This is a genomic window from Halobacillus sp. Marseille-P3879 (assembly GCF_900240285.1).
Taxonomy (GTDB): Bacteria; Bacillota; Bacilli; order Bacillales; family Halobacillaceae; genus Halobacillus_A.
Window position 1 is genome coordinate 320,142 of sequence record NZ_OESS01000003.1, and the last position, 23,243, is coordinate 343,384.

Annotated in this window: 21 protein-coding genes; 14 read left to right on the top strand and 7 right to left on the bottom strand. The window is 42.4% G+C overall.

Annotation, left to right across the window (positions count from 1 at the left end; genetic code table 11):
* Window positions 1–41: 41 nt before the first annotated feature.
* The 3 genes from C1A12_RS16090 to C1A12_RS16100 all read left to right on the top strand — a co-directional run bounded on the left by C1A12_RS16090 (window position 42) and on the right by C1A12_RS16100 (window position 2,599).
* On the top strand, window positions 42–1,361 hold the full coding sequence (locus tag C1A12_RS16090) for a PAS domain S-box protein (RefSeq protein ID WP_101845440.1): 1,320 nt from the start codon (window positions 42–44) through the stop codon (window positions 1,359–1,361).
* 119 nt (window positions 1,362–1,480) lie between these two features.
* Window positions 1,481–1,987 (top strand): CBO0543 family protein, encoded by a 507-nt coding sequence (locus C1A12_RS16095; protein WP_101845442.1) that lies wholly within the window; start codon window positions 1,481–1,483, stop codon window positions 1,985–1,987.
* A gap of 33 nt (window positions 1,988–2,020) precedes the next feature.
* Entirely contained in the window at window positions 2,021–2,599 is a 579-nt protein-coding gene (locus tag C1A12_RS16100; RefSeq protein ID WP_101845444.1) for a CBO0543 family protein, read from the top strand.
* 166 nt (window positions 2,600–2,765) lie between these two features.
* On the opposite strand, the gene C1A12_RS16105 is transcribed toward C1A12_RS16100, so the two are convergent.
* The 6 genes from C1A12_RS16105 to C1A12_RS16130 all read right to left on the bottom strand — a co-directional run bounded on the left by C1A12_RS16105 (window position 2,766) and on the right by C1A12_RS16130 (window position 8,235).
* Entirely contained in the window at window positions 2,766–3,227 is a 462-nt protein-coding gene (locus C1A12_RS16105; protein ID WP_101845446.1) for a hypothetical protein, read from the bottom strand.
* Window positions 3,228–3,377: 150 nt separating this feature from the next.
* Window positions 3,378–3,677: a gamma-type small acid-soluble spore protein gene (locus tag C1A12_RS20950; RefSeq protein WP_145997059.1), complete on the bottom strand. Its 300-nt coding sequence runs from the start codon at window positions 3,675–3,677 to the stop codon at window positions 3,378–3,380.
* 368 nt (window positions 3,678–4,045) lie between these two features.
* Window positions 4,046–4,255 (bottom strand): twin-arginine translocase TatA/TatE family subunit, encoded by a 210-nt coding sequence (locus C1A12_RS16115; protein WP_101845448.1) that lies wholly within the window; start codon window positions 4,253–4,255, stop codon window positions 4,046–4,048.
* A gap of 21 nt (window positions 4,256–4,276) precedes the next feature.
* Window positions 4,277–5,710 carry an alkaline phosphatase PhoX gene (locus C1A12_RS16120; RefSeq protein ID WP_101845450.1) on the bottom strand — a complete coding sequence of 478 codons (1,434 nt, stop codon included), beginning with the start codon at window positions 5,708–5,710 and terminating at the stop codon, window positions 4,277–4,279.
* Between the two features lie 24 nt (window positions 5,711–5,734).
* Entirely contained in the window at window positions 5,735–6,472 is a 738-nt protein-coding gene (gene tatC, locus C1A12_RS16125) for a twin-arginine translocase subunit TatC (RefSeq protein WP_101845452.1), read from the bottom strand.
* Window positions 6,473–6,483: 11 nt separating this feature from the next.
* Complete coding sequence (locus C1A12_RS16130; RefSeq protein WP_101845454.1) at window positions 6,484–8,235, bottom strand: alkaline phosphatase; 1,752 nt, start codon at window positions 8,233–8,235, stop codon at window positions 6,484–6,486.
* A gap of 946 nt (window positions 8,236–9,181) precedes the next feature.
* Here C1A12_RS16130 and C1A12_RS16135 point away from each other — a divergent pair.
* From C1A12_RS16135 to lpdA, 5 genes are all read left to right on the top strand, one after another.
* Window positions 9,182–11,011 carry a sigma-54-dependent Fis family transcriptional regulator gene (locus C1A12_RS16135; protein WP_101845456.1) on the top strand — a complete coding sequence of 610 codons (1,830 nt, stop codon included), beginning with the start codon at window positions 9,182–9,184 and terminating at the stop codon, window positions 11,009–11,011.
* 171 nt (window positions 11,012–11,182) lie between these two features.
* Window positions 11,183–12,193 (top strand): thiamine pyrophosphate-dependent dehydrogenase E1 component subunit alpha, encoded by a 1,011-nt coding sequence (locus tag C1A12_RS16140; RefSeq protein ID WP_101845458.1) that lies wholly within the window; start codon window positions 11,183–11,185, stop codon window positions 12,191–12,193.
* 3 nt (window positions 12,194–12,196) lie between these two features.
* Window positions 12,197–13,231 (top strand): alpha-ketoacid dehydrogenase subunit beta, encoded by a 1,035-nt coding sequence (locus C1A12_RS16145; RefSeq protein ID WP_101845460.1) that lies wholly within the window; start codon window positions 12,197–12,199, stop codon window positions 13,229–13,231.
* A 31-nt stretch (window positions 13,232–13,262) separates the two neighbouring features.
* Window positions 13,263–14,495, top strand: coding sequence for a dihydrolipoamide acetyltransferase family protein (locus tag C1A12_RS16150; RefSeq protein ID WP_101845461.1), 1,233 nt, complete (start codon window positions 13,263–13,265; stop codon window positions 14,493–14,495).
* Between the two features lie 16 nt (window positions 14,496–14,511).
* Entirely contained in the window at window positions 14,512–15,900 is a 1,389-nt protein-coding gene (gene lpdA / locus C1A12_RS16155; protein ID WP_101845463.1) for a dihydrolipoyl dehydrogenase, read from the top strand.
* Window positions 15,901–16,115: 215 nt separating this feature from the next.
* Here lpdA and C1A12_RS16160 read toward each other — a convergent pair whose 3' ends face one another.
* Window positions 16,116–16,901, bottom strand: a complete 786-nt coding sequence (locus C1A12_RS16160; protein ID WP_101845465.1) for an SDR family NAD(P)-dependent oxidoreductase — start codon at window positions 16,899–16,901, stop codon at window positions 16,116–16,118.
* A 182-nt stretch (window positions 16,902–17,083) separates the two neighbouring features.
* On the opposite strand from C1A12_RS16160, the gene C1A12_RS16165 reads away from it, so the two are divergent.
* The 6 genes from C1A12_RS16165 to C1A12_RS16190 all read left to right on the top strand — a co-directional run bounded on the left by C1A12_RS16165 (window position 17,084) and on the right by C1A12_RS16190 (window position 23,243).
* Complete coding sequence (locus C1A12_RS16165) at window positions 17,084–18,106, top strand: LacI family DNA-binding transcriptional regulator (protein WP_101845467.1); 1,023 nt, start codon at window positions 17,084–17,086, stop codon at window positions 18,104–18,106.
* A 129-nt stretch (window positions 18,107–18,235) separates the two neighbouring features.
* Window positions 18,236–19,000 (top strand): sugar phosphate isomerase/epimerase, encoded by a 765-nt coding sequence (locus tag C1A12_RS16170; protein WP_101845468.1) that lies wholly within the window; start codon window positions 18,236–18,238, stop codon window positions 18,998–19,000.
* 21 nt (window positions 19,001–19,021) lie between these two features.
* Entirely contained in the window at window positions 19,022–20,290 is a 1,269-nt protein-coding gene (locus C1A12_RS16175) for an ABC transporter substrate-binding protein (protein WP_235001636.1), read from the top strand.
* A gap of 53 nt (window positions 20,291–20,343) precedes the next feature.
* Complete coding sequence (locus tag C1A12_RS16180; protein ID WP_101845470.1) at window positions 20,344–21,285, top strand: carbohydrate ABC transporter permease; 942 nt, start codon at window positions 20,344–20,346, stop codon at window positions 21,283–21,285.
* Between the two features lie 2 nt (window positions 21,286–21,287).
* Window positions 21,288–22,103 (top strand): carbohydrate ABC transporter permease, encoded by an 816-nt coding sequence (locus C1A12_RS16185; protein ID WP_306417023.1) that lies wholly within the window; start codon window positions 21,288–21,290, stop codon window positions 22,101–22,103.
* Between the two features lie 30 nt (window positions 22,104–22,133).
* A complete protein-coding gene (locus C1A12_RS16190; protein ID WP_101845474.1) occupies window positions 22,134–23,243 on the top strand; it encodes a Gfo/Idh/MocA family protein in 1,110 nt (369 codons plus the stop codon).

Genomic DNA, 23,243 nt, shown 5'->3' on the forward strand with positions numbered 1-23,243 from the left:
GTTTGCTTGTAACTTATCAACTAGAGGGGGTAGTGATACCAATGGCTCATTTAACCAGCCAGAAAGAAGAAGCGACAATCGTTGTGGGCCCGGACGAGCGTATTGCATCTATGAACGATCAAGCTGCCCATCTATTTCAAATTGAAGAACAAGAGTCTTACATAGGGGAAAAAATTAATCTACTGCTGCCAGGAGTGAACGTGAAACGAATGGAGCAGGGAACGATTCACCATCATATCGGAAAAAGCCCTTCCCCGTTGTTTGTACGGAGGAACACCTTCCCTCTCCATGGCAGGAATTACGATCTGCTTGTCATTTTTTCAAATCAGGAAACAGCACTCATTGGAGAAGAGCCGCAAAAGGTATTAAATGAGCTGCTCGATATGAAATTTGCTTTAGATGAATCGACGATTGTGGCGATTACAGATAAGCAGGGAAAAATCAAGTATGTGAATGAGCAGTTCTGCCAGGTTTCCAAGTACTCAAGGGAAGAACTGATTGGTCAGGACCACAACATAATAAACTCTGGATATCATTCCCGTTCGTTTTTTAAAGATTTATGGAAAACCATTGGGCAGGGCGGTGTATGGAAAGGTGAAATCAGGAACCGGGCAAAGGATGGCACTCTCTACTGGGTCGACACGACAATTGTTCCTTTTCTTGACAGTGACGGGAAACCTTATCAATATCTAGCCATTCGTTCTGAGATTACAGAACGTAAGCGGGTAGAAGAGGAATTAAAGCACACGCTTAACCGGATTATGAATGTGCAGGAAGAAGAACAAAGAAGGCTGTCCCGCGAGCTGCATGATGGAATCGGGCAGAACCTCTACAGCCATATGATTACGATCAGTCGTCTGCGTGCGGAAACAGACCATCCGCTGCTCGACCAAATGACAGAAGAGGCAACAGACTTAATCCAAGAAGTAAGAAATATATCCTGGGAATTACACCCTTCTGTGTTAGATGATTTGGGGCTGATCCCAGCCATCCGCTCGTTTGTTAACCGCTATTCAGAACACTATCAGATCGATGTTATGTTTGAATGTATGCTTGACCATCGAATAGACCACCATGTTGAAATCGCTATTTATCGCATCATCCAGGAAGCTCTTACAAACATCCGGAAATATGCCAATGTAAACGAAGCCTCGGTAAGTATCCGGGAGTTTGACCATGGCATACGGGTAATGATTCATGACAAAGGGAAAGGGTTTGACAGTTCTACGACTTCAAGAGGTGTAGGATTGGTCAGTATGGAGGAACGAGCCAAATCGGTTCAAGGTAAGTTAGATGTTACTTCAACACCTGATAAGGGAACTACTGTTATTCTCGAAGTTCCTCAAGAAATGGATTCTTGAGGAACTTCGGGATTTTTTTTGTAAAAGAACGAATCAGCAGTTAAATAAGGACGTTCAATTATACGTAAAATTCCTGTTTCTGGATAATATAAGAATATTACTTTAAAAGGAATGGGTTTATGTATATTTTAATAAATATTATTTACCTGATAGCGGGCTGTCTTTGGGGAGATTGGAAGAATTGGAAGCAATACTATCCCACCATCCTTTTTTTTATCATTGGTGATCTTCTCTATAACTTTCTACTTTATAAGAAACCGATGTGGTTATTTCATGATTTGATTTTACCTAATCATACCACGGTAACTATTTTAGCTATGACTGTGACTTATTCTATTACTGTATTCCTTTACTTAGGGAATTTACCTAATGGATGGGGGAAACGAGCTTTATGGTATTTGTTATGGGTAGGGATCTATGTTACATCGGAATATATCAACAATAAATTAGGGTTTATTACATACCACAACGGGTGGAATATGGGTTGGTCCATTCTATTTACTGGTCTAATTTTTATTATTTTACCAATCCATTATAAGAAGCCTTTATTCGCCTGGTTGATTTCCGTAGTAGTGATAGTATCTTTGCTGATGATTTTTGATGTCAGAATTAGTGAAATGAAGTAGGATTTCGAAAGGCATATGAAAAGGAGGGACAGCATGACAGAAACATATGAGAAAATTCGTAACATGCACGAACAACTGACGGAAATGAGATATGATTATTGGATTTCATATAACGTATTTACTTTTCAATGGTGGCTCCTCTTGATAGTGCTTATTATTCCGTGGATTGTCTGGTGGAAATTAGTTGACAAGAGAAGGTTAAATCACATTCTGTTATTTGGAACTATATTGATGATATTTATTATCATGTTGGATGACTTTGGATTGGAACAACACCTTTGGTCGTATCCGTATCTTTTGACTAGTGTTCCAACCCGGTTGCTCCCCGTAGACCAAGGGATCATGATTGTTGCTCATATGCTGGTGTACCAGTATTTCCCTCGATGGAAAAAGTTTATTATCGCTAATGCAGTGATGGCCGTGATTTTTACATTTATTTTTGAACCCCTATCGGTTTGGTTAGGAATTTACCAGTTAGAGAACTGGCGTCACATTTACTCTTTACCTATCTACTTTTTAAAAGTTGTCCTGATAAAATGGTTAGTTGATGAGGTTATTCTAAAGAAGGTGCTTTACGAAAGGGAAAGAAGAAGTAATGACCCACAATTATAGTATCAGGAAGGAAATTGGGAATCAAAGTTAAAGTTTATTTATAATAACAGTTAGTCTGTAGGAAGCTGTAATTTAGAAGCTTACGTCATGGAAGAAAATGCATTGGAAGTTCCTGTATATGGAGAGAACAACAAAAGGGAAACCTAAGCCGCTGTTAAGCGACCAGTTATACTGGTTTATATATTTTCTGCTGCCATCTGTGGTAACCATAAATGATAAAGGACAGACCATACATCACTAAAAAATATTGCCAGGCGGAAATGTTTTTATATACAGCAATTCCTAACACACCTAATAAAGGAAGTGTAATAAAAGCCATAATTGCATCTAAAGCCAAATTTATAAACGTATACAGCAGAAACTTGTGTGAGGTAAATCTGAATATCCAAAAAGTCCCTATCAAGAAAACACCATAAGCAAAACTGACGTCAATCATATAGCCCCACGGCACAATTTGTTTGTAAATAACCCACCATTTATACGTATACGCAACTTGAAAAATAATGGTCATCAATAATGCGGTGAAAATAGTTACGGGCATATACTTTCTTCGAATTTCTGAACTGGCCAAAAGCAAAGTAAACCAGGGCAGTATTAAAGCAGCATACATAATCATTTCGACGGTCATAAGCTCCATTCACTCCAATGCTACTAAAAGATGGCTTGTTTTATCAGGAATCTAAACATGCATAGGGCAGGTGTTGAAATAAAGAAAAAATAGTTAATTTAGAGAACACCAGACTGTCGGATTTCTCGACAGCCTGGTGTATTTTAAGGGTTATTTTTTATTTCTTTGAGATTGTTGGTTTTGACGTTTCACTTGTTGAACATCTGTTTCCGTACCAAATTCTGTTCCAAAAGCCTGCTGGCTCATGTTTTGGCCACCTTGCTGTTGAGCATTTTGGGCCAGGTTTTGTAATTCCTGGGCTGCTTGTTCTTCACGCTGAGCCATACTTTGAGCTTTAGCACTGTTCTGCTGACGAAGCTGTTGAGCGTTCTGCTGTTCCTGCTGAGCGAGTTGTTGACTCTTTTGCTTAATATTTTGCTGTTGTTGGTTCTGATTGTTTTGGTGAGTCATGATAATTCCTCCTGTAGGGTTGTGGTTTTTCATTTCTTTGGCCCATATAATCTATAGGCTTCCCTAATTGATATGCGGGAAAGAAATAAGCAACAAACATACTTTTTCCTGTTTCGTTTACAATTATGTTTTCCAAAAAGAGGATGCAGAAATGAGTGAAAAGAATAGGTCAGTCATGATACTTTTTAATTGTTTCGGGGAAAATACTTAAGAGGAAGATAGTTGTTGGGGAAGAGAAGCAGGAAGAAGAAGGGTGAACTTGAAAAAGCAATTAGCAGTGGAGCAAAAGTGACCCGCACAAACCAGCTGATCTGTGCGGATCCTTTTTAAATTGATTTAAAAACTTCCTATATAAACAGTAAATACGGTCAACTGTCTGTTTTCTGCTTGTTTTCTTCGATGGCTTTCTTATCTTCTGATTTCTCTTCACCGCTTACGAGGTCGCTCGCAGCGTTTTTAAATTCCTTTAGTGTACTGCCAAACGCCTGGCCGATTTCAGGGAGTTTGGACGGACCAAATATGATTAAAGCGATGACGAGCACGAGAATTAATCCTGGAATTCCGATATTGGTAAGCATAGAGTCACCTCCGAATAATTTTTATACAATTGGCATGCCGTGACGTTGAAAGGCGGCGGCTTCCAGGTCAGACATCCCCTCAACTTCTGCAAAGGCTGAAAGCTTGTCTGATACTTGTGGTGCGTATGGTTTTGGAGGGGCGGCGTGGCCCATTTGTCTTCTGCGGCCGGCATTCTTCCTGGCGAATGGCCCCCAGATGGCAAAGGTGATTCCGGGCGTCTGGATATTGACGAAAAAGGTATCCCCCCGGGTAGAAAAGGCAGGCCCTGCCAGTTCGGAATCATTGATTTTATTTTCGGCAAACACGTACGTCTCACCTTCGGGGGTCATGCCGATTATCCGATCGACACCGTCGCCGTCTTCGGCAATCCAGAGGTCGCCCCACGGCGTAATACAAATGTTATCGGGCATTTCCAGGTCGTTCGCTGAACTGGATTCATAGAAAAGCTCTAACGTATTTGTCGCTGGGATATATCTATAGACGCGACCTAAATCTTTATCACCAGCCGAGGTGTCATCGAACCAAAAGACGCCGCCTTCAAAGAAAGCTCCTTCCAAACGGCTGAAAGCTATGCATCCTTTGTCTCCAGCTTCTGCAGTTGGTTTGTCGGGGTCAACATCCTTCCAAACGACTCCAAATCGCTGCCCGCTGTAAAATTTACTCGATTCATCTGAGCTCATCTCTTCAATAGCGGCTGCTTGAAGTTTGCCCCCTTTTTGCAGAGAACCGATCTTCTGACTGCGGTCATTGGGAATAAATCGATAGAGATAGCTTGGTCCTGCATCCTCGGTTAAGTAAACGATACCTGTCGCAGGGTCAATCGCTGTCGCTTCGTGTGAAAAAGCTCCCATCTCACGAATTGGGGTTTTCGAGAGCTTGTTTTCAGGATCGTTAGGGTCGACTTCAAATACATAGCCGTGGCCTTCTTCCAACGTCTCCTCACACGTTAACCACGTCCCCCAGGGCGTGGCCCCTCCAGCACAATTACGGATTGTACCAGAGGAGGACACGTACTCCTTCTTAATTTTCCGATCTGCTCCCACGACTAGGGTGGTAGTCCCGCCCGTGTGTTCTTTTCGGTAGGGGTTTTTACCGATGACGGGATACTTCGTGTTACCAGTCAACTCATGATTACGGACAAGAACTGTAGAGTTATCAACGCCGGAAAAAGCAGCCATACCATCAAATTTCTCAGGGATTGGCCGTCCGTCAGACAGCTTGCCTCCTTCTTCAGAAATGATTCGGTATTGGAATCCACGCGGAAGATCAAGAATTCCCCCGGGGTCCTTCACTAACGGTCCATAGCCTCCCACAATTCCCTTAGATTTACTCGGAGAGGCAAGAGCTTTACTTTCAGAGAAGGAAAAAAGGCCGGTTGTACTTAGAGCTAGAGCTGCCGTACTTACCCCGCCAGCCTTCAGAAAATCCCGTCTGTTCATATTGTTTTTTCTCATAATAAACTCCTCCTTGGTCAAAGGTTAAGCCACCGTCTGCTCGGCACCGTGTTGGGCGGCTGTTTTCTTCTTATAGACAATCGTGGATAAACTGATGCTGATCTCGTATAAAATAAAAAGCGGAACGATCACGAGAACATCAGACAAGAAATCGGGAGGTGTGATTAATACCGAAATTATCACCAGTACAAAATAAGCGATTTTTCTTGCTTTCTTAAGGCGCATAGGATTTAAGAGCCCAAGCCTTGTGAGAAACATGATAGCGAGCGGCATTTCAAACAACAGTCCAAACGGTACGGTTAGATTCAATAGAAAGCGAAAATACTTTTCAGCGGTAAACATCATCTCAAACTGCCCGGCTGATAGGGACGTCAGGAATCCTAAGACGAGCGGGAACAACAGAAAGTACCCAAAAGCAATGCCGAAAAGAAAGAGAAAGAACAAAGCCGGAATGAATTGCAGAGTTACTTTACGTTCCTCCTTATTCAATGCAGGTGAGACAAACAGCCAGACTTGAAACGCTGCGACTGGTATCGTGGCGGCAACTGCAACTACCGCTGCAATGGTAAGGTAGACCCATAGGATATCACCAGGACCGAGAACAGCCAGGTTTGAATCAAGGTCCTTAATCAGCCAGCTATAGATCGGCTGTACAAATACAAACCCTCCAATTAGAAAGACGAGGAAGGACAGCAAGGTGATGATGATCCGCTTCCTTAGTTCCTCTAAATGACCAACGAGCTGGAGATTTTTGTCTTCCATGGATTACTCCTTTAGTTCGTTTGTTTTTGTTTCTTCTTTTGCTTATTGTGCGCGCGGTCATGTGCCTTGTGACGGTCCTCCTCGACTTCACTGGAGGAAGCTTCCCCTTGCGGCACAACGGTTGCTGAAACTTCCTTAAGTCCATGTTGATCTTTTTCATAGACAAAGGAGGCCCGCGTTGAAATGTCGGCACCCTGCTTCGTTACGAACGGAAGGACGCGATAATCCGTTTTCCAGCTCGTCGGCGTTACTTCACAGCGGACGTAGCCCCGGTAATCATTAAAAAATTGGATATGTTCGTTCTGTGCTAAAATCCTGTCGGTATCTGCCCGTTTATCAGCACCGTTGCCTCCGGAAGAAATCGAAGTACCGACGAACTCTGCTCCGAGAATACGGGACGTTAAATCGTCAAAGTCAGCCAGCAGATTTGATCCCCAATTAGCGTGAACGTCTCCCGTTAACACGATCAAATTATCCATGGTTTTCTTGTGAGCAAAATCGATAATGCGCTGACGGGCAGGTATGTAGCCATCCCAGCCATCCATGCTGTAGAGCGGTTCTTCGGGACTTGGACCGTAGTTTCTTTTGGCAAAAAAGATTTGCTGAGCCAGCACATTCCAATGCGCCCCGGACTGATCCAGGTGATCAAGCAGCCACCGTTCCTGCTCATCTCCGAGCAGCGTGCGAGAAGGGTCGAGTGATTCGTCAGTCTGCGGAGAGCTTTGATCGCCGTTCGCTTGATCAGAGCGGTACTGGCGTGTATCAAGCACAAAAAAATTGGCCAGATTTCCATAGGAAAAATCACGATACAACTGCATATCAGCACCATTCGGCATAGAGGATTGACGAAGCGGCATATGCTCGTAGTATGCCTGGTAAGCCGCAATCCGGCGTTTCACAAACTCTTCAACCGACTGATCTTTTTCCGGAATATCATTGGCGTAGTTGTTCTCCACTTCATGATCATCCCACGTCACCACCCATGGGAAAGCTGCATGGGCAGATTGAAGGTCCTTATCCGAACGATACTGCGCATGACGGTTGCGATAATCCTCCAGGGAGCGGATTTCCGGCCCTTTATGAGTACGGACATTTCCTGTAGGCGATACGTATTCGTCTGGTCCATACTCATAAATATAGTCACCAAGATGGAAGACAAGATCGAGATCCTCTTTCGCCATATGTTTGTAAGCTATATAGTAGCCATGTTCATATTGCTGACACGACGCAAAGGCAAACGACAGACTGCTCACCGCAGCTCCAGAAGCCGGAAGTGTTTTGGTTTTTCCAACTGGAGAGAAATCCTGCCCTACTTTAAATCGGTAGAAATAAACAGTTTCGGGTTCCAAATCTTTCACATCCACGTGAACGGAATGAGCCAAATTCGGAGATGCGATCTCCGTTCCGCGCTGTGTCACCTGACGGAAGTTCTCGTCCCGTGCAATCTCCCACTGTACAGGAATTTTCCGATCCGGCATCCCCCCGCCGTTGAGAGGATCGATCGCTAACCTCGTCCACAGAATCACACTGTCAGGAAGCGGATCACCAGAAGCCACACCAAGCGTAAACGGGTATTCATTAAAGCTCTCCTCATCCTCCGCTTTGACTTGAACGCCTCCCATGGACTGAGCAATCACCATTCCCAGCGAAACACCGGCTACCTTGCCGGCCCCCTGAAGAAAATCACGCCGATCGAGATCCTTATGCAATGTCTCCTCATTAAAACGATGAATGAGATCATTGATCGAACGTTCTTTAGCCATACATATACCCCTTTCTCAATTTCTAAAATTGAACAATTGCTATTATAGAGGGCGACTTTTAACAGGATATTAATTGTTGTAAATGTATAATTTGGAAAATGAACCGTGGATCGTAGGAGAATAGTTGGAAGTTTGGTGAATGATGTAGAGATGGATTTTAAACAGGAGGAAGGGATGAGTGAGAAGTAGTCTTAATTTCCTGAATTTGTTTACAAGAAATTTATAATAAATAAAAAAAGATTGAGCCCGAAGATGATTCAGGCTCAATCTTTGTTAATAAACTGGGAAACAAAAAAACTAACACTCAATCAAAAGTGTTAGTGATTCTAAACAACTTAGGTGACCCAACCATGTAAGAATCATCCTTGATCTTACATATTCCTAAACTTTACCTTTAGAAGGATAATTCTTAAAGAATTCGTTTCCTTCTTCCTTTGGTTAAGTCCGAATTTTTTTCTTTATAATCATTTGTTTCATCAAACGATAATAAAAAACTGGCTTGTAATGTTAGACTACCTCTTTAGGGTTGCGTCACCCCTGTTAAGGTCATCGTCTTACAAGTGATAAGGTGAACTCATTTTCTCTGTGATGCATCTAAGCATCAGAGCAATCAGGACGGCCTGAATACAGGGCTTGTCTCAATCCTTACACAGGTTGTGTTCCCTTTGATGACCATCTCCTTTATTCGTTTTAGAAACGAATTCACGATGGTTGAGCCACCTAAGTTGTTTAACTATTATGTTTTTTCTGTCTACAATTTGATTATAACACTATAGATTCAAAAGGTATAGTAGTTTCATTAAAAAAATGTCAGCGCTTACATTGAGTGAGCGTCACAAGGGGCATAATATGTTAAAATAGTTATCAGAAAATTCGTTATCTTGTAGAGTTTCTTGAGCAGCATGAGCAGAATAGGCCTGAATTCTATGGAAGAGGTGAAGCCTGAGTGCTGGATCAAATTACAAAAGGAGACTGGAAGCGCTTTGTACAGGAAGGTGTGTTGGATGAATCACGGATAAACGAACGTATCGCAGCGTCCTGGAACCATTGTAAACAAATTGGTGTAGATCCTTACAATGGTAAAGGAAATCAGTTGTTGTCGCTGGATGAGTTAAAAAAGAGGCGTAAAGAGAACAGTCGTTTAATGAGATTAGCAGAACCCTTCATCAAAAAGCTTGCAGCCATGTACCAGGAATCGAATGTGGTTTTACTTCTAATTGACCGAGAGGGTTATGTACTGCATATGGCAGGAGAAAAAAGGGTCAAAGCTTATGCGGAAGATATTAATTTCAGAGAAGGAGTTCGATGGACGGAAGAACAAGTGGGTACAAATGCAATTGGGACAGCCCTGACGATTGGGGAGTCGATCTGTATTAAAGGGATGGAGCACTTTTCGGTAGCTTCACAGAATTGGAGCTGTTCTGCTTGTCCCATTAAAGATGAGAATGGTGAAGTGATCGGGGTGCTCGACATCTCAAGTCCTACCATTCCTGATTACCATAACCATTTGCTGGCTGCTGTAGTCTCGGCTGCGTACGCCATTGAAACGGATTGGAAGAACATGGTGAAAGAAGAAGAGCTGGCTCTGATAAATTACGGAATTCAAGAAGAAAGAGAAGGCTCAGATTCCTCTTTTATTCTTTATAATCGAAGCAATCGTATCGTTTATAAGTCCCCCGCTGTTCCAGATAAGCTGCAAGGGCTGGGACTTGATTTTCCATCAGAGATGAATAAGTTTCCAGTGTTTGCCGGGGAGGAGAATGAGATTATCGGCCACCGGGTTTCCTGGACGGCGAAGCAGTCAGAAGAAACTTCAATACGTGGAATGGGTTCCACATTTAAGTTTCAGGGCGTTGCTGGAAGAAGTCCTGCTTTTCAATCTGTGTTAAAACGCGCAGAGAAAGCGGCTCATTCAAATGTAACAATCCATATTTCTGGAGAAACAGGGACAGGAAAAGAAGTGATGGCCCGGTCTATCCATAATAGTGGGAACTCGAAGTCTCCTTTTATTGCTGTTAACTGTGGAGCGTTACCGGAAGATTTACTTGAAAGCGAATTGTTTGGATATGTAGCAGGAGCTTTTACGGACGCACAAAAAGGGGGATACAATGGAAAGATCGTACAGGCCGATGGAGGAACGTTATTTCTCGATGAAATTGGGGACATTTCGCTAAAAACGCAGGTCGCACTGCTTCGCACGCTGCAGGAAAAACAGGTCGTTCCCATCGGCGGACACAAACCGATCTCTGTTTCCTTCCGATTGATCACAGCTACCAACAAGAACCTTGGAGAACTTGTGAAAAACGGTACCTTTCGGGAAGATTTATATTACCGCATTTATGTGTACCCGCTCCATATGCCGCCACTAAGAGAGCGTGCAGATGATCTCTCAGATGTCATCCGCTTTTATTTTCGAAAACGAAATTGGCCCTTTCAATGGACGGATAAAGCAATACAAGCTCTGCAAAGTTATCACTGGCCGGGTAATATCCGTGAGCTTTTTAATGTTTTAGAGGGGATCTATACGGAAAACGGGCCCCTCAGCCCGGATAGCTTTCAAATAGAATCCTATATCCGGAAAATTTCGCCTTATGACGCTAAGGAGAGACCATCTGCTGAATCTAAAGCTTTATCCTATCGTGAACAAATGGAGAAGGATTATATAGTGAAAGCCTTGAAGCAGCATGGAGGACATGCGGCAGCGGCTGCTCAGCAGCTGAATATTGCCAGGAGCACATTTTATCGAAAGTTGAAAAAGTATGAGATAGACAGGTGAGATGGAATGAGACAAAATGGGACAATTTCTCATTTTGTCTCATTTTTTTCTTCAAAGTAAAAATTTATCCGCTTTATGTAAGCGTTTTCTTTATTGGCATGAATCTTGCATCTACATAAGTAAGAGCGTCTTACTGCGGAAGGCGTTACCAATAAAAAGGAGGCGGCATGTATGAAAGTGTCGGAAATCCAGCAGAGTTCTTTAACCTCAGAAAAAGCAAAGTGGATGTATCAGAAGATGGTGGAAATTCGTCGTTTTGAGGATCGGGTCCATGAAACGTTTAGTACAGGAACAATCCCAGGCTTTGTACATTTATATGCAGGGGAAGAGGCAGTAGCTGTAGGGGTGTGTGCTCACCTGGATGATCAAGACTACATTACGAGTACACACCGGGGACACGGACATTGTATTGCCAAGGGCTGTGATTTAAAAGGAATGATGGCTGAAATCTATGGGAAATCTACGGGCCTTTGTAAAGGAAAAGGCGGATCTATGCACATTGCGGATGTCAGTAAAGGAATGTTAGGAGCTAACGGAATCGTTGGGGGCGGCTTTCCTCTTGCCACAGGTGCTGGCTTAACAGCTAAATTAAGAAAAACGGGAGGGGTATCCGTCTGCTTCTTTGGTGACGGCGCGAACAATCATGGAACGTTTCATGAAGGAATCAACCAGGCGGCGATCTGGAACCTTCCTGTCATATTTGTAGCAGAGAACAATGGCTATGCAGAAGCCACACCATTTGAGTACGCATCGAGCTGTACATCGATTGCCGATCGGGCGAGTGCTTATAATATCCCGGGAGAAACGGTTGACGGCAAAGACACCCTGGCTGTATATGAAGCAGCACAGCGAGCTGTAGAGCGTGCGCGCAAGGGGGGAGGACCAAGTTTAATAGAGTGTAAGACTTATCGTAACTATGGCCATTTTGAAGGGGATGCACAAACCTATAAGCAGGCGGAGGAGCGAGAAGAACACCTTGAAGCGCTTGATGCCATTATCCGTTTCCGTGAGAATCTCATTTCCGGTAACTTAGCTTCTGAAGAGGACTTACATGCGATTGATGACCAAGTTCTTCAGGCGATTGATGATGCCGTCAATTTTGCGGAGAAAAGTCCAATGCCTGAGGCGGACCAGCTGACCACTGACGTTTATGTGAACTACATTCCAGGCGGGGAGGAATAACAAATGGGTAGACAAATTACGTTTGCAGATGCTGTTAATGAAGCGCTCCGGGAAACGATGAAAAATGATGATAATGTCATCTTGCTTGGAGAAGATGTAGCCGGCGGAGCAGAGGTGGATCACCTGCAGGATGAAGAAGCCTGGGGCGGCGTCATGGGGGTAACGAAAGGACTAGTTCAGGAGTTTGGGAGAGAGCGTATCCTCGATACTCCAATCGCAGAAGCCGGATATGTCGGTGCTGCCGTCAGTGCTGCAGCTACTGGCATGCGCCCGGTTGCCGAATTGATGTTCAATGATTTCATTGGCAGCTGCCTGGATGAAGTAATGAACCAGGGGGCGAAGTTAAGGTATATGTTCGGCGGTCATGCAAAAATTCCACTGGTCATCCGTACGATGCACGGAGCGGGTTTTCGAGCAGCTGCCCAGCATTCGCAAAGCCTCTATGGTTTATTTACAGCTATACCAGGTGTAAAAGTAGTAGTGCCTTCATCACCTGCTGACGCGAAAGGGCTGTTGATCTCAGCAATTGAAGATGATGATATGGTGGTGTTTTTTGAAGATAAAACGCTCTATAACGTCAAAGGAGAAGTGCCGGAGGGGCATTATACAATCCCGATTGGCAAAGCCGACATTAAGCGTCAGGGAGATGACTTGACGATCGTCGCAATTGGGAAGCAGGTGCAGACAGCACTTGATGCGGCAGATAAGCTGGCGGATAAAGGAATTGAAACAGAAGTCGTCGATCCTCGAAGCCTTTCACCATTAGATGAAAATACGATCTTAAAGTCTGTACAGAAAACAAGCAGGCTGATCATCGTCGACGAAGCGAATCCACGCTGTAACGCAGCCACAGACATCTCTGCATTAGTCGCGGATAAAGGTTTCGACTTTCTGGATGCTCCTATTAAAATGGTTACGGCTCCTCACAGTCCCGTACCGTTCTCACCAGCGTTAGAAGATTTGTATCTTCCATCACCAGAGAAGATTTTAGCTGTAGTGGCAGAGCTTATTGATGATGATTCCATTGTAGCCATTTAAATAACCCAACCCATAAAGGAGTGTGAAAGCCATGGCAGAGAAAGTGGTGATGCCTAAATTTGGAATGAGCATGAAGGAAGGCACTGTTGCTGAGTGGTTGAAACGGGAAAATGAACCTGTGAAAAAAGGGGAACCGATTGCGACGATCAGCTCGGAGAAGTTAACGAATGAATTAGAAGCTCCGGCCTCAGGCATCGTTTTAAAAATTACGGCCGACGTGGATGAAACGATTAATGTAGGAACGACATTAGCTTATATCGGAGAAGAAGGGGAAGACGTGAACGAAGATTCCCAGCAGCCATCTCATGAAAATGATGAACCTTCTGCAAAGAGCGAGGGGGCAGCAACGGTTATGACGAAAACGGAGCCTGTGGCCGATGTGGATACAAGAAGAATTAAGATCTCTCCAGCAGCAAAAAAACTTGCTAAATCCAATGATGTGCCGATTCAGGAACTGCAGGCTACCGGACCACAAGGACGAATTACGAAGCAGGATGTTCAGGACTATATCGACCGTGCGCCTGGTGTTGAAGAGGAAACTCAAAACGAGGAGCCTGTTGTTTCTGAAAAAACATCGAATGCTGTACCTGCTAAAGGAATGAGGAAGGTCATAGCAGAGCGAATGCATCAAAGCCTGCAGGAAAGTGCCCAGCTCACGTTAATGAGAAAAGCGGATATTACAGAACTCCTCTCGATTCAAAAGCAGGCAAAAACAGAACTGCAGACATCCGAATCCGACTTTTCTTTGACATTGACGGCTTTTATAGTAAGAGCGACCGTCCTTGCGCTTCAAAAGCACAAAGCTGTGAATAGTGCTTATATTAATGAGGAAATCCATACCTTTGAGCAGGTTCATCTCGGGCTGGCCACATCTTTGGATGAAGGGCTTGTCGTTCCTGTCTTATTTAATGCAGACGCTCTCTCTGTATTATCGCTTGCGGAAAGGATTTATGAGCTTAGTCAGAAGGCCAGGGATAATCAGCTTTCCAGTGATCATTTGAGCGGCTCCACGTTCACGATTACCAACCTGGGTGCTTCCGGAATTGAGTATTTCACCCCGATATTAAATCCTCCTGAAACAGGGATCTTAGGTACAGGGGCTTATCAGAAAAATCTTGTACTGCGCGATGGGGAAGTAAGAGAAAGAATCGAACTGCCGCTTAGCTTAACCTTTGATCACCGCGTTCTTGATGGAGACCCGGCCAGCTCCTTTTTAAACGAAATTATTCATTACTTGGAGCATCCTTATCAAATGCTGCTTTAGGAGAGGGTGAAAACAGATGATAACTACAGATGTCCTTATAATCGGGGCTGGACCAGGTGGGTATGTGGCGGCGCTTCGAGCTGCCCAGTTAGGAAAGAAGGTTACCATTGTTGAAAAGGGAGGGCTTGGAGGGACATGTTTGAATGAGGGATGTATTCCCTCTAAAGCCCTTATTGAGGCAAGCCATTATGCGGCTTTGCCTCCTAAAGCAGCACAAGCCGGCGTCCATTATGGAAATGTCTCGGTTAATTTTGGAAACCTGCAGGATTGGAAGAATTCAATTGTCCATCAATTGACGAGTGGTGTGGAAGGACTGCTGATCAGCAGAAACGTCTCGATCATAAAAGGAGAGGCTTCCTTCCTGGACCCTTATACTGTATCGATCACGGGAGAAAAAGAAACTATCGTATCTTTTTCAAACTGTATCATTGCTTCAGGTTCGACGCCTGTGAACGTCCCCTCTTTTCCATATGGTGAACGGGTTCTTTCTTCAAGTGAAGCCCTGAATTTAAGTGAGAAGCCTTCGTCACTTGCTGTCATTGGAGGAGGATACATTGGAATTGAGCTTGGAACCGTATTTGCTAACTTTAAAACGGAAGTAACCATCCTAGAGGGAATGAACAGCATTTTATCAGGATTTTCCGAGGATATGGCTTCCATCGTATCACACGGACTGAACTCAAAAGAGAATGTCTCAATCCATACAAATGCAAAAGTACATCACATAGAAAGTAATGTGGAAGAAGTCGTGATTGATGTCGAAGTGGACGGGAAGCCTAAAAAGGTCCAAGCAGAATATGCTCTTGTCACTGTCGGCAGGAAACCAAATACCGACCAGCTCCAGTTAGAAAAGGCGGGCATCGACACGACCGAAAGAGGTTATATTCCTATTGATACAGAGTGTCGGACCAATCACTCTCATATTTTTGCCATTGGAGATGTAACACCAGGACAGGCCCTCGCTCACAGAGCATCCCTTCAAGGAAAACTGGCTGCTGAGGCGATTAATGGGGATACGGTGGATGCTACGGATTACGTCATACCAGCAGTTGTTTTCTCAGATCCACCCCTCGCTGTAGCCGGCCCTTCTGAAGCGGAATTGAAGCAAGCCGGATGGGAGGTTGAAGTTCATAAATTTCCTTTCAACCACAATGGCAGGGCCTTGACCCTTGGGGCAGAAGAAGGATTCGTTAAACTTATGATCGACCCGCAGGATCAAACCATTTTCAGTGCTGAGGTGGCGGGGCAGGGAGCTCCCGAACTGATTAACGAACTTGCCCTCAGCATACAAGCCGGTTTAACGGCAGAAGATGTCTCTTTGGTGGTACATGCTCATCCTACGTTAGGAGAAAGCATAATGGAGGCTGCAGATAAAGCCATTGGCTTCCCGGTTCATAGTTTATAACGCGCAGGAGAAGACATATGTGGGAGCAGAAAGTTGCTGTTTTTACAGGCTCCCGCATCCTTAGATTATGGTTACATGGCAGCCCATCTACCTTGATAGATGGAAGGGTAGAGTTTATGTAAATTATGAAAAGGTATACGTTAAGGCAAACAACCGACTTCCTTTACTAGATAAGGACGTCGGTTGTTTAACTTATTTTATACGCAGCACTTTAATTAAAGCAGCGACCCTGCCCCATCAATAAATAACTCCGTTCCTGTAATATGGCGCGACTTATCTGATCCAAGAAACACAATTAAATCAGCTACTTCTTCCGGACGCCCTGGTCGATTCTGCAGCGGTTGATTACCCTCAGGGAACTCCACAGGGATTTTGATTTTCTCTAAGTTATCTTCTTCCGGATGCGTATTTTCCTCAATGTTCGTCTCAATAGCACCAGGGCAGATGACGTTGACGCGAATGTGATACCTCGCTAATTCAAGTGCTGCCATTTTACCAAAAGCCATCTGCCCGGCTTTAGATGAGCTGTAGGCAGAAAAGCCGAAGTTCGAGAAGGTGCGGTTTCCGTTTACTGAGCTCGTAATAATAATACTGCCGCCTTCTTCTTTCATATATGGTATCGCATGCTTCACCGTAAGAAATGTACTCTTTAAATTCGTGTCAATTGTCTGCTGCCATTCTTCAACCGCCATATCTTCAATCGGGGTGATCTTTCCGTTTACCCCGGCATTGGAAAAAATAATATCAAGACGGCCGAATTGGTCGATAAGCTGCTTGTAGCAGCGTTCGATACCTTCTTCTTTCGAGACATCCGTTTCAATGATCAGGGCTTTTCCGCCAAAGGATTCAATTTCTTCCTTTGTTTCCTTCGCGTCATCTTCCTTAATATCAGCCAGAGCAACACGGGCTCCTTCTTTAGCGAGCTGTAACGCGGAGGCCTTCCCAATTCCTGAACCGCCGCCGGTCACCAGGGCGACTTTTCCTTCTAACGATTTGTCCATAACGATTCATCTCCTTTTTTCCATTGATCGAGGTTAGTTGATTTATACCCTTGTTTTTGAAAATGTAACAGAAATACGATTTTTTCTAATAAATTGTCTTGCAATTCAGAATTATATAACTTACACTTATTGTAATCGGTTACATTATATAAGAGGTTAGAGTAGATAGGGAGACGTTATTTATGACGAAAATGAGCGACGTAGCAAAACTAGCTGGTGTATCTACTGCAACAGTTTCAAGGGTATTAAGAAATCCGGAAGCTGTGAGAACTGCAACTAAACAAAAAGTACTTGAGGCGATCGAAGAGCTGAAATATCAGCCTAATATGCTTGCACGTCATTTTCGACGGAGCGAAACGAACACTATTTTAGTAGTTGTGCCTAACATTATTAACACTGTTTTCGCAGAGATTGTAGGTGGAATAGAAGACGAAGCCTCTAGAAACGGGTATAGAGTTTTGCTTCGTAATTCAAACAATCAAATCGATAGTGAATACGGTTCTATTGAACATATGAAACAAAGGCAAGTGGATGGAATGATATTGCTTTCACCTAAGTTGGACGAGGACACTTTATTAGATATAAATAAAAAATATCCTATTGTGCTCGCTACTGCCCATTTGGATGTAACAAAGATTCCAGTAGTTTCGATTGACAATGTCAATAGTAGTAAAAAGGCTACTGAACATTTAATCAGCTTAGGCCATAGAAGAATTGCCCACGTTGCAGGTCCTCTGCATTCATTGATTTCTAAATATAGATTCAAAGGATATCGACAGGCTATGAAGGAGAACGGAATAGATTTTGATACAAATCTTATCCGAGAAGGAGAATTCACTTTTGAGTCCGGATATGAACAAATGCTTCAGCTTCTCGATTATAACTTCCCTCCTTCAGCAGTATTTGCAGCAAGTGATGAAATGGCTATGGGTGTAATAAATGCGGCAAAACATCGAGGGATTAAAGTCCCGGACGATTTAGCTGTGGTGGGGTTTGATAATATCAAGTTTTCATCTATTTTCGATCCGCCTCTTACAACTATTGCTCAACCCAAGTTTGGAATGGGAAAAAGAGCAATGGAGTTACTAATTAAAAAATTTAATGGTGAAGTACTATCACAAACCGAGCATATCCTACCAGATGAATTAATTATTCGAGAATCCTGCGGTGCGAAACAACAGGAGATATTATTCCAACAAAACTAAAATAAGTTAGAAATAAAACTAAATGTAATCGATTACATTTAACATTTAAGGAGGTGAAACCTGCGTGAACAAGTCTCTATATTAAATTTTGTAATCGATTACATAAATATTATGAAAGGAGATGGTATTTTGTCGTATATACCAGTGGCAGTACAAATGTTTACACTACGCAAGGAAAGTAAGGGAGATTTTGTAGGAACATTAGAAAGGGTGGCTGAAATCGGATACAAAGGGATAGAATTTGCCGGATATGGGGGTATGTCACCCAGTGATTTAAAAAAGACGATCGATCGTTTGAATTTGAAAGCTGCTTCAAGTCATATTCCTCTTTCTTCAATTGAGACTGAATTAGATAAGGTTATTCACGACCAGCACTTATTGGGAAGTAAACACATTGTTTGTCCTTTTTTGCCTTCCGACAGAAGAAGGGAGAAAGATTACAGAGAGTTAGTTGATATTCTGAACAAAGCTGGACGGAAATGTTTTGAAGAAGGAATTTCTTTATCTTATCACAACCATGATTTTGAGTTAGAGGAAATGGAAGATGGTAGGATGCCTCTTGAACTATTGTTGAAAGAAACTAATCCCGAATGGGTAAAAGCCGAATTTGATATTTATTGGCTGACTAAAGCAGGGGAATCTCCAGTTGAATGGTTAAGTCAATATGCCGAGCGTACGCCCCTGGTTCACTTGAAGGATATGACTCCAGACGATGAGCAATTTTTTGCAGAATTAGGTACTGGAGGAGTTAATGTACAAGAAGTGTTGGGGAAAGGTGATAAGAATAATGTGGAATGGTGGATTGTAGAGCAGGATCAATCGAGAATATCTCCCTTTGAAAGTATTCAAGAAAGCTTTAATTATTTGAAGAAACACAATGTAGTGTCTATTTAAAATAGAAAAGGAGAGATCAATTTGAAAAAATTATTTCCTATGCTCATGTTTTGTTGTCTAATATTTTTGGCAGCATGTGGTGGCTCTTCGAGTAGTTCAGGTGAAGGGAACGACAAAAAAGAATTAGAATTCTGGCACATTGATCCTGGTGATAAGGAAAAAGTTTATGAAGAGGCAGTTTCAAGGTTCGAGGAAAAAAACCCTGATGTAAATGTGAAGGTCCGCCGTATTCCAAATGATTCTTATAAACAAAAGTTGTCTGTCGCGATGTCAGGAGGAAATCCCCCCGATGTGTTTCATAGCTGGGGCGGAGGTTGGTTAAACCAGTTTGTGGAACAGGACAAGGTTATGGAGCTCACAAGCGAAGTTGATGCCTCACATTTCAATGAACTTGCTTTAGATAATGGAACATTTGATGAAGAAATTTATGGTTTACCACTTGGACTCTCTATTGACGTGGTTTTTTATAACAAGGAAATTTTTGAAGAATATAATTTAGAAGAGCCGGAGACCTATGAAGAGTGGATGGATATCATAGATACTCTGAATGAAAACGACATTACTCCTATCGCTTTAGCAAATAGTACAAAATGGCCGGGTGCGTACTACCTGATGAATTTTGCCAGTCGTATTGCTGGTCCGAATTTATTTGACAGCGCTTTTAATCGTGAAGGAAAAGGATTTGATGATGAAGCGTATGTACAAGCTGGAGAGTACATACAAGAAATGGTGGAAAAAGACGCATTTAACGAAGGCTTTAATGGCATTCCTTATGACGAGGGGAGAGGTCGCCAATTATTGTATTCAGGTGAGGCTGCCATGATGGATATGACCATTTCATTTTTAAATAATGTACGGTCAGAAGCGCCAGAGTTTGAGGAGAAACTAGATTTCTTCTTATTCCCTACTGTAGATGGTGGAGAAGGAAAGCAAACTGAAGTTGGCGGGGCCACTGGGCCAGTATGGTCTGTTTCAGAAAGTACAGAAAACGCCGATCTAGCAACAGAATTAGTCAAGGAATTGACGAGCGAAGAAACGGCTCAAGATTATTCAGACAGAACGGGGTCACTTAACGCTGTGCAAGGTGTAGAGCCTTCTGATGACTTTACGAAGCGTTTTTATGAAGTGGCAGAAAATGCAACTCACATACAGATGCCGTATGACCAAACTTTGCCCCCAGAATTAGCAGAACTTCACAAGGATACGACACAAGCCATCTTTGGTTTGGAAATGACTCCTGAAGAAGCGGCTGATCAGATGGAGCAAGAGGCAGAAAAGACTTTGGAATAACTTTGTTGAAGAGAGGGGATAAGCCCCTCTCTTTAGTAAAAAGGAGGGATTGTGTGGATACGCATATCAATGTCACTCGTTCTCACGCGAAGAAACGAGTTATTTCAAAAGGAAACAGTACGTTCAAAAATAACCTAACCATTTTTCTATTTATTGCACCGGCGTTCATTGTTTATGCTGTTTACGTTTTATATCCGATCTATTCGACTTTTAATTATAGCTTTTATAAGTGGGATGGAATGAGTGAGAAAACCTTTATTGGTCTTCAAAACTACGTCCAATTATTCAATGATTCTATATTTTTGAGTGCTTTAACTAATAATACGTGGGTTGTGTTAGTCTCTATATTTGTTCAAATTCCTTTAGGTTTGATAATGGCTCTAATGCTATTTGCCCCTATTCGGGGAATCCGACTTATGAATAGTGTCTATTTTTTTCCTTTTCTTATGTCAACTGTTGCAATCGGACTATTATGGGTACTTATGTATGATCCGATTAATGGAGTCATCAATCAGCTTGTTACCTTATTAGGGTTTGAAAATGTCTCCTGGTTAAGTGAGTCTAACACTGCAATGATTGCAGTGCTGCTTGTTGTTGTATGGCAATTCTCCCCGTTCTACATGATTCTGTTTAAAGCAGCTATTGTAGGTGTTCCAGAAGAACTATATGAAGCGGCGGAAATGGATGGAGCTAATACTTTAACAAAATTTATTCGCATTACTTTTCCGATGCTGATTCCTACAATCGTAAGTTCCTCTATTCTTGCTATTGTCGGTTCTTTAAAAGCGTTTGATATCTTTTATATCATGACTGGCGGGGGTCCTAACCATAGTACGGAGATTATGGGTACCTACATGTTTAAGCAAGCGTTTGTGAACTTTAATATGGGGTATGCCAGTGCTATTGCATTCCTTATGTTCTTCATTGCTTTAATTGTCACGATTATCATTCAGTTGATGGATTATTATCGTAAGAAGAAAGGAGAGTTCTCGTGAGCATGGTAATGAAGAAAATTTCCTTGTACATTATTGCTCTATTATTGCTGATATTTACTGGTTACCCTTTCCTCTATATGATTTCTACAGCTTTCAAAAGTCAAAATGATTTTTTTGAAAAACCATTTTCGTTGTTTTCATCCTTTAACCTAGAAAATTTCGCTTCTGTTATGGAAATGGGTTTATCTCGTTATTTTTTTAACAGTATCTTGGTTACAATTGTTGCTGTTCTTGTCGTTATGTTCATTGGCGCTTTAGCTAGTTACCCTTTGAGCAGGATGAATTTTAGATTGAACAGAGTAGTGTTTTTACTGTTCATTTCAGGGATGATGCTTCCCATTCATGCTACCCTCATTCCAATATTCAAATTGACCGAAAACATCGGACTTTATGACACTCTTTGGGCTTTATTGGGGCCCTATATCGCTTTTAGTTTGCCAATTTCCATTTTTATTCTGACTCAATTTATGAGAGAAATTCCGAAAGCGTTGGAAGAGGCTGCTAAAATGGATGGATGCACTCACTTTGGTATTTTCTGGAGGGTCATTCTACCTATGTTGACACCAGCCTTAATGACTGTACTGATATACAATTTCATTCATCTATTTAATGAGTTTATTTTCGCTCTTGTTTTAATCTCCAGCCCAGAAAGCATGACACTCCCTTTAGGGTTGCAGGATTTTAGAGGAGAGTTTTCCGTTAATGTTCCAGGCTTAATGGCAGCTTTAACCTTAGCTAGTTTACCAATCTTGGTCGTTTATCTCTTCTCTCAGGAGAAAGTTGTGAAAGGTTTAGGTGGTGGAGCTGTAAAAGAATAAATATTAGTTTGAAGTTAAGGGGGAATCTCTATGGAAAAAGTAAAAGTAGGAGTCATCGGGTGTGGGAATATAAGTGATATTTATTTTAAAAACTTATCATCATTTAGTTCTCTGGAAGTCGTTGCATGTGCTGATCTTAATGAAAAGTTAGCTAAAGATAAAGCTAATGAACATCATCTTCCTGAGTCACTTTCAGTAAATGAGCTTTTAACTCATCCTGAAATAGAACTTATTCTTAATTTAACACCACCTAAAGTTCATGCTGAGATTTCATTACTGTCCTTAGAACATGATAAGCATGTATATAGTGAAAAGCCTTTAGCTGTGTCAAAAGAAGAAGGTCAACTTATCATCAATTTAGCTAAAGAAAAAAACTTATTTGTCGGCTCAGCTCCTGATACGTTTTTAGGATCTGGAATTCAGACGTGCTTAGATTTGGTTCAGAAAGGAGAAATAGGGACACCTGTGGCAGCTACAGCAATAATGATGAACGGAGGACCGGAGCAATGGCATCCTAATCCTGAATTTTTTTACCAGGAGGGAGCAGGACCTTTGTTTGATATGGGTCCTTACTATTTAACAGCACTCATTCAATTGCTTGGTCCCATTGATTCGGTATTTTCCTCATCTACCATCAACTTTCCAGAACGCGTAATCAAAACTGGAGAAAAACAAGGAAAAGTTATTAAAGTTGAAACCCCTACTCATTTCTCGGGGAACTTGGAATTTGAAAGCGGTGCTGTGGCTACTATGATTATGAGCTTTGATGTGTCAGTAGCAAACCCTCCTTCTTTGGAAATTTATGGGGCGGAGGGAACGATTCGTGTCCCTGACCCTAATCATTTCGGAGGGCCTATTTTACTAAAAAAGAAAGACGAGTATAAGTGGCGTGAGATAGAACTTCAGTACCCTTACACAGAGAATAGCAGAGGGATAGGACTATTAGACATGGTTTCGTCGCTGCAACATGCCACCCCTTTTAGAGCAAACGGTGAACTAGCTTATCACGTGCTAGAAACGATGGTCGCTTTTTGCGAATCATCAGAAATGGGAGAAAGGAGAAAATTAGAAAGTTCATGTAAACCTGCCCCTTTATTAGCTGAGAATTCTATACTAAATCAAAATAAAATAGGAGGATGA

What these genes read in the sequence shown, in the direction of transcription:
- C1A12_RS16090 (WP_101845440.1), top strand. Translation starts at nt 42, where the DNA reads ATGGCTCATTTAACCAGCCAGAAAGAAGAAGCGACAATCGTTGTGGGC.
- C1A12_RS16095 (WP_101845442.1), top strand. Translation starts at nt 1,481, where the DNA reads ATGTATATTTTAATAAATATTATTTACCTGATAGCGGGCTGTCTTTGG.
- C1A12_RS16100 (WP_101845444.1), top strand. Translation starts at nt 2,021, where the DNA reads ATGACAGAAACATATGAGAAAATTCGTAACATGCACGAACAACTGACG.
- C1A12_RS16105 (WP_101845446.1), bottom strand. Translation starts at nt 3,227, where the DNA reads ATGACCGTCGAAATGATTATGTATGCTGCTTTAATACTGCCCTGGTTT.
- C1A12_RS20950 (WP_145997059.1), bottom strand. Translation starts at nt 3,677, where the DNA reads ATGACTCACCAAAACAATCAGAACCAACAACAGCAAAATATTAAGCAA.
- C1A12_RS16115 (WP_101845448.1), bottom strand. Translation starts at nt 4,255, where the DNA reads ATGCTTACCAATATCGGAATTCCAGGATTAATTCTCGTGCTCGTCATC.
- C1A12_RS16120 (WP_101845450.1), bottom strand. Translation starts at nt 5,710, where the DNA reads ATGAGAAAAAACAATATGAACAGACGGGATTTTCTGAAGGCTGGCGGG.
- tatC (WP_101845452.1), bottom strand. Translation starts at nt 6,472, where the DNA reads ATGGAAGACAAAAATCTCCAGCTCGTTGGTCATTTAGAGGAACTAAGG.
- C1A12_RS16130 (WP_101845454.1), bottom strand. Translation starts at nt 8,235, where the DNA reads ATGGCTAAAGAACGTTCGATCAATGATCTCATTCATCGTTTTAATGAG.
- C1A12_RS16140 (WP_101845458.1), top strand. Translation starts at nt 11,183, where the DNA reads ATGAAAGTGTCGGAAATCCAGCAGAGTTCTTTAACCTCAGAAAAAGCA.
- C1A12_RS16145 (WP_101845460.1), top strand. Translation starts at nt 12,197, where the DNA reads ATGGGTAGACAAATTACGTTTGCAGATGCTGTTAATGAAGCGCTCCGG.
- C1A12_RS16150 (WP_101845461.1), top strand. Translation starts at nt 13,263, where the DNA reads ATGGCAGAGAAAGTGGTGATGCCTAAATTTGGAATGAGCATGAAGGAA.
- lpdA (WP_101845463.1), top strand. Translation starts at nt 14,512, where the DNA reads ATGATAACTACAGATGTCCTTATAATCGGGGCTGGACCAGGTGGGTAT.
- C1A12_RS16160 (WP_101845465.1), bottom strand. Translation starts at nt 16,901, where the DNA reads ATGGACAAATCGTTAGAAGGAAAAGTCGCCCTGGTGACCGGCGGCGGT.
- C1A12_RS16165 (WP_101845467.1), top strand. Translation starts at nt 17,084, where the DNA reads ATGACGAAAATGAGCGACGTAGCAAAACTAGCTGGTGTATCTACTGCA.
- C1A12_RS16185 (WP_306417023.1), top strand. Translation starts at nt 21,288, where the DNA reads ATGGTAATGAAGAAAATTTCCTTGTACATTATTGCTCTATTATTGCTG.
- C1A12_RS16190 (WP_101845474.1), top strand. Translation starts at nt 22,134, where the DNA reads ATGGAAAAAGTAAAAGTAGGAGTCATCGGGTGTGGGAATATAAGTGAT.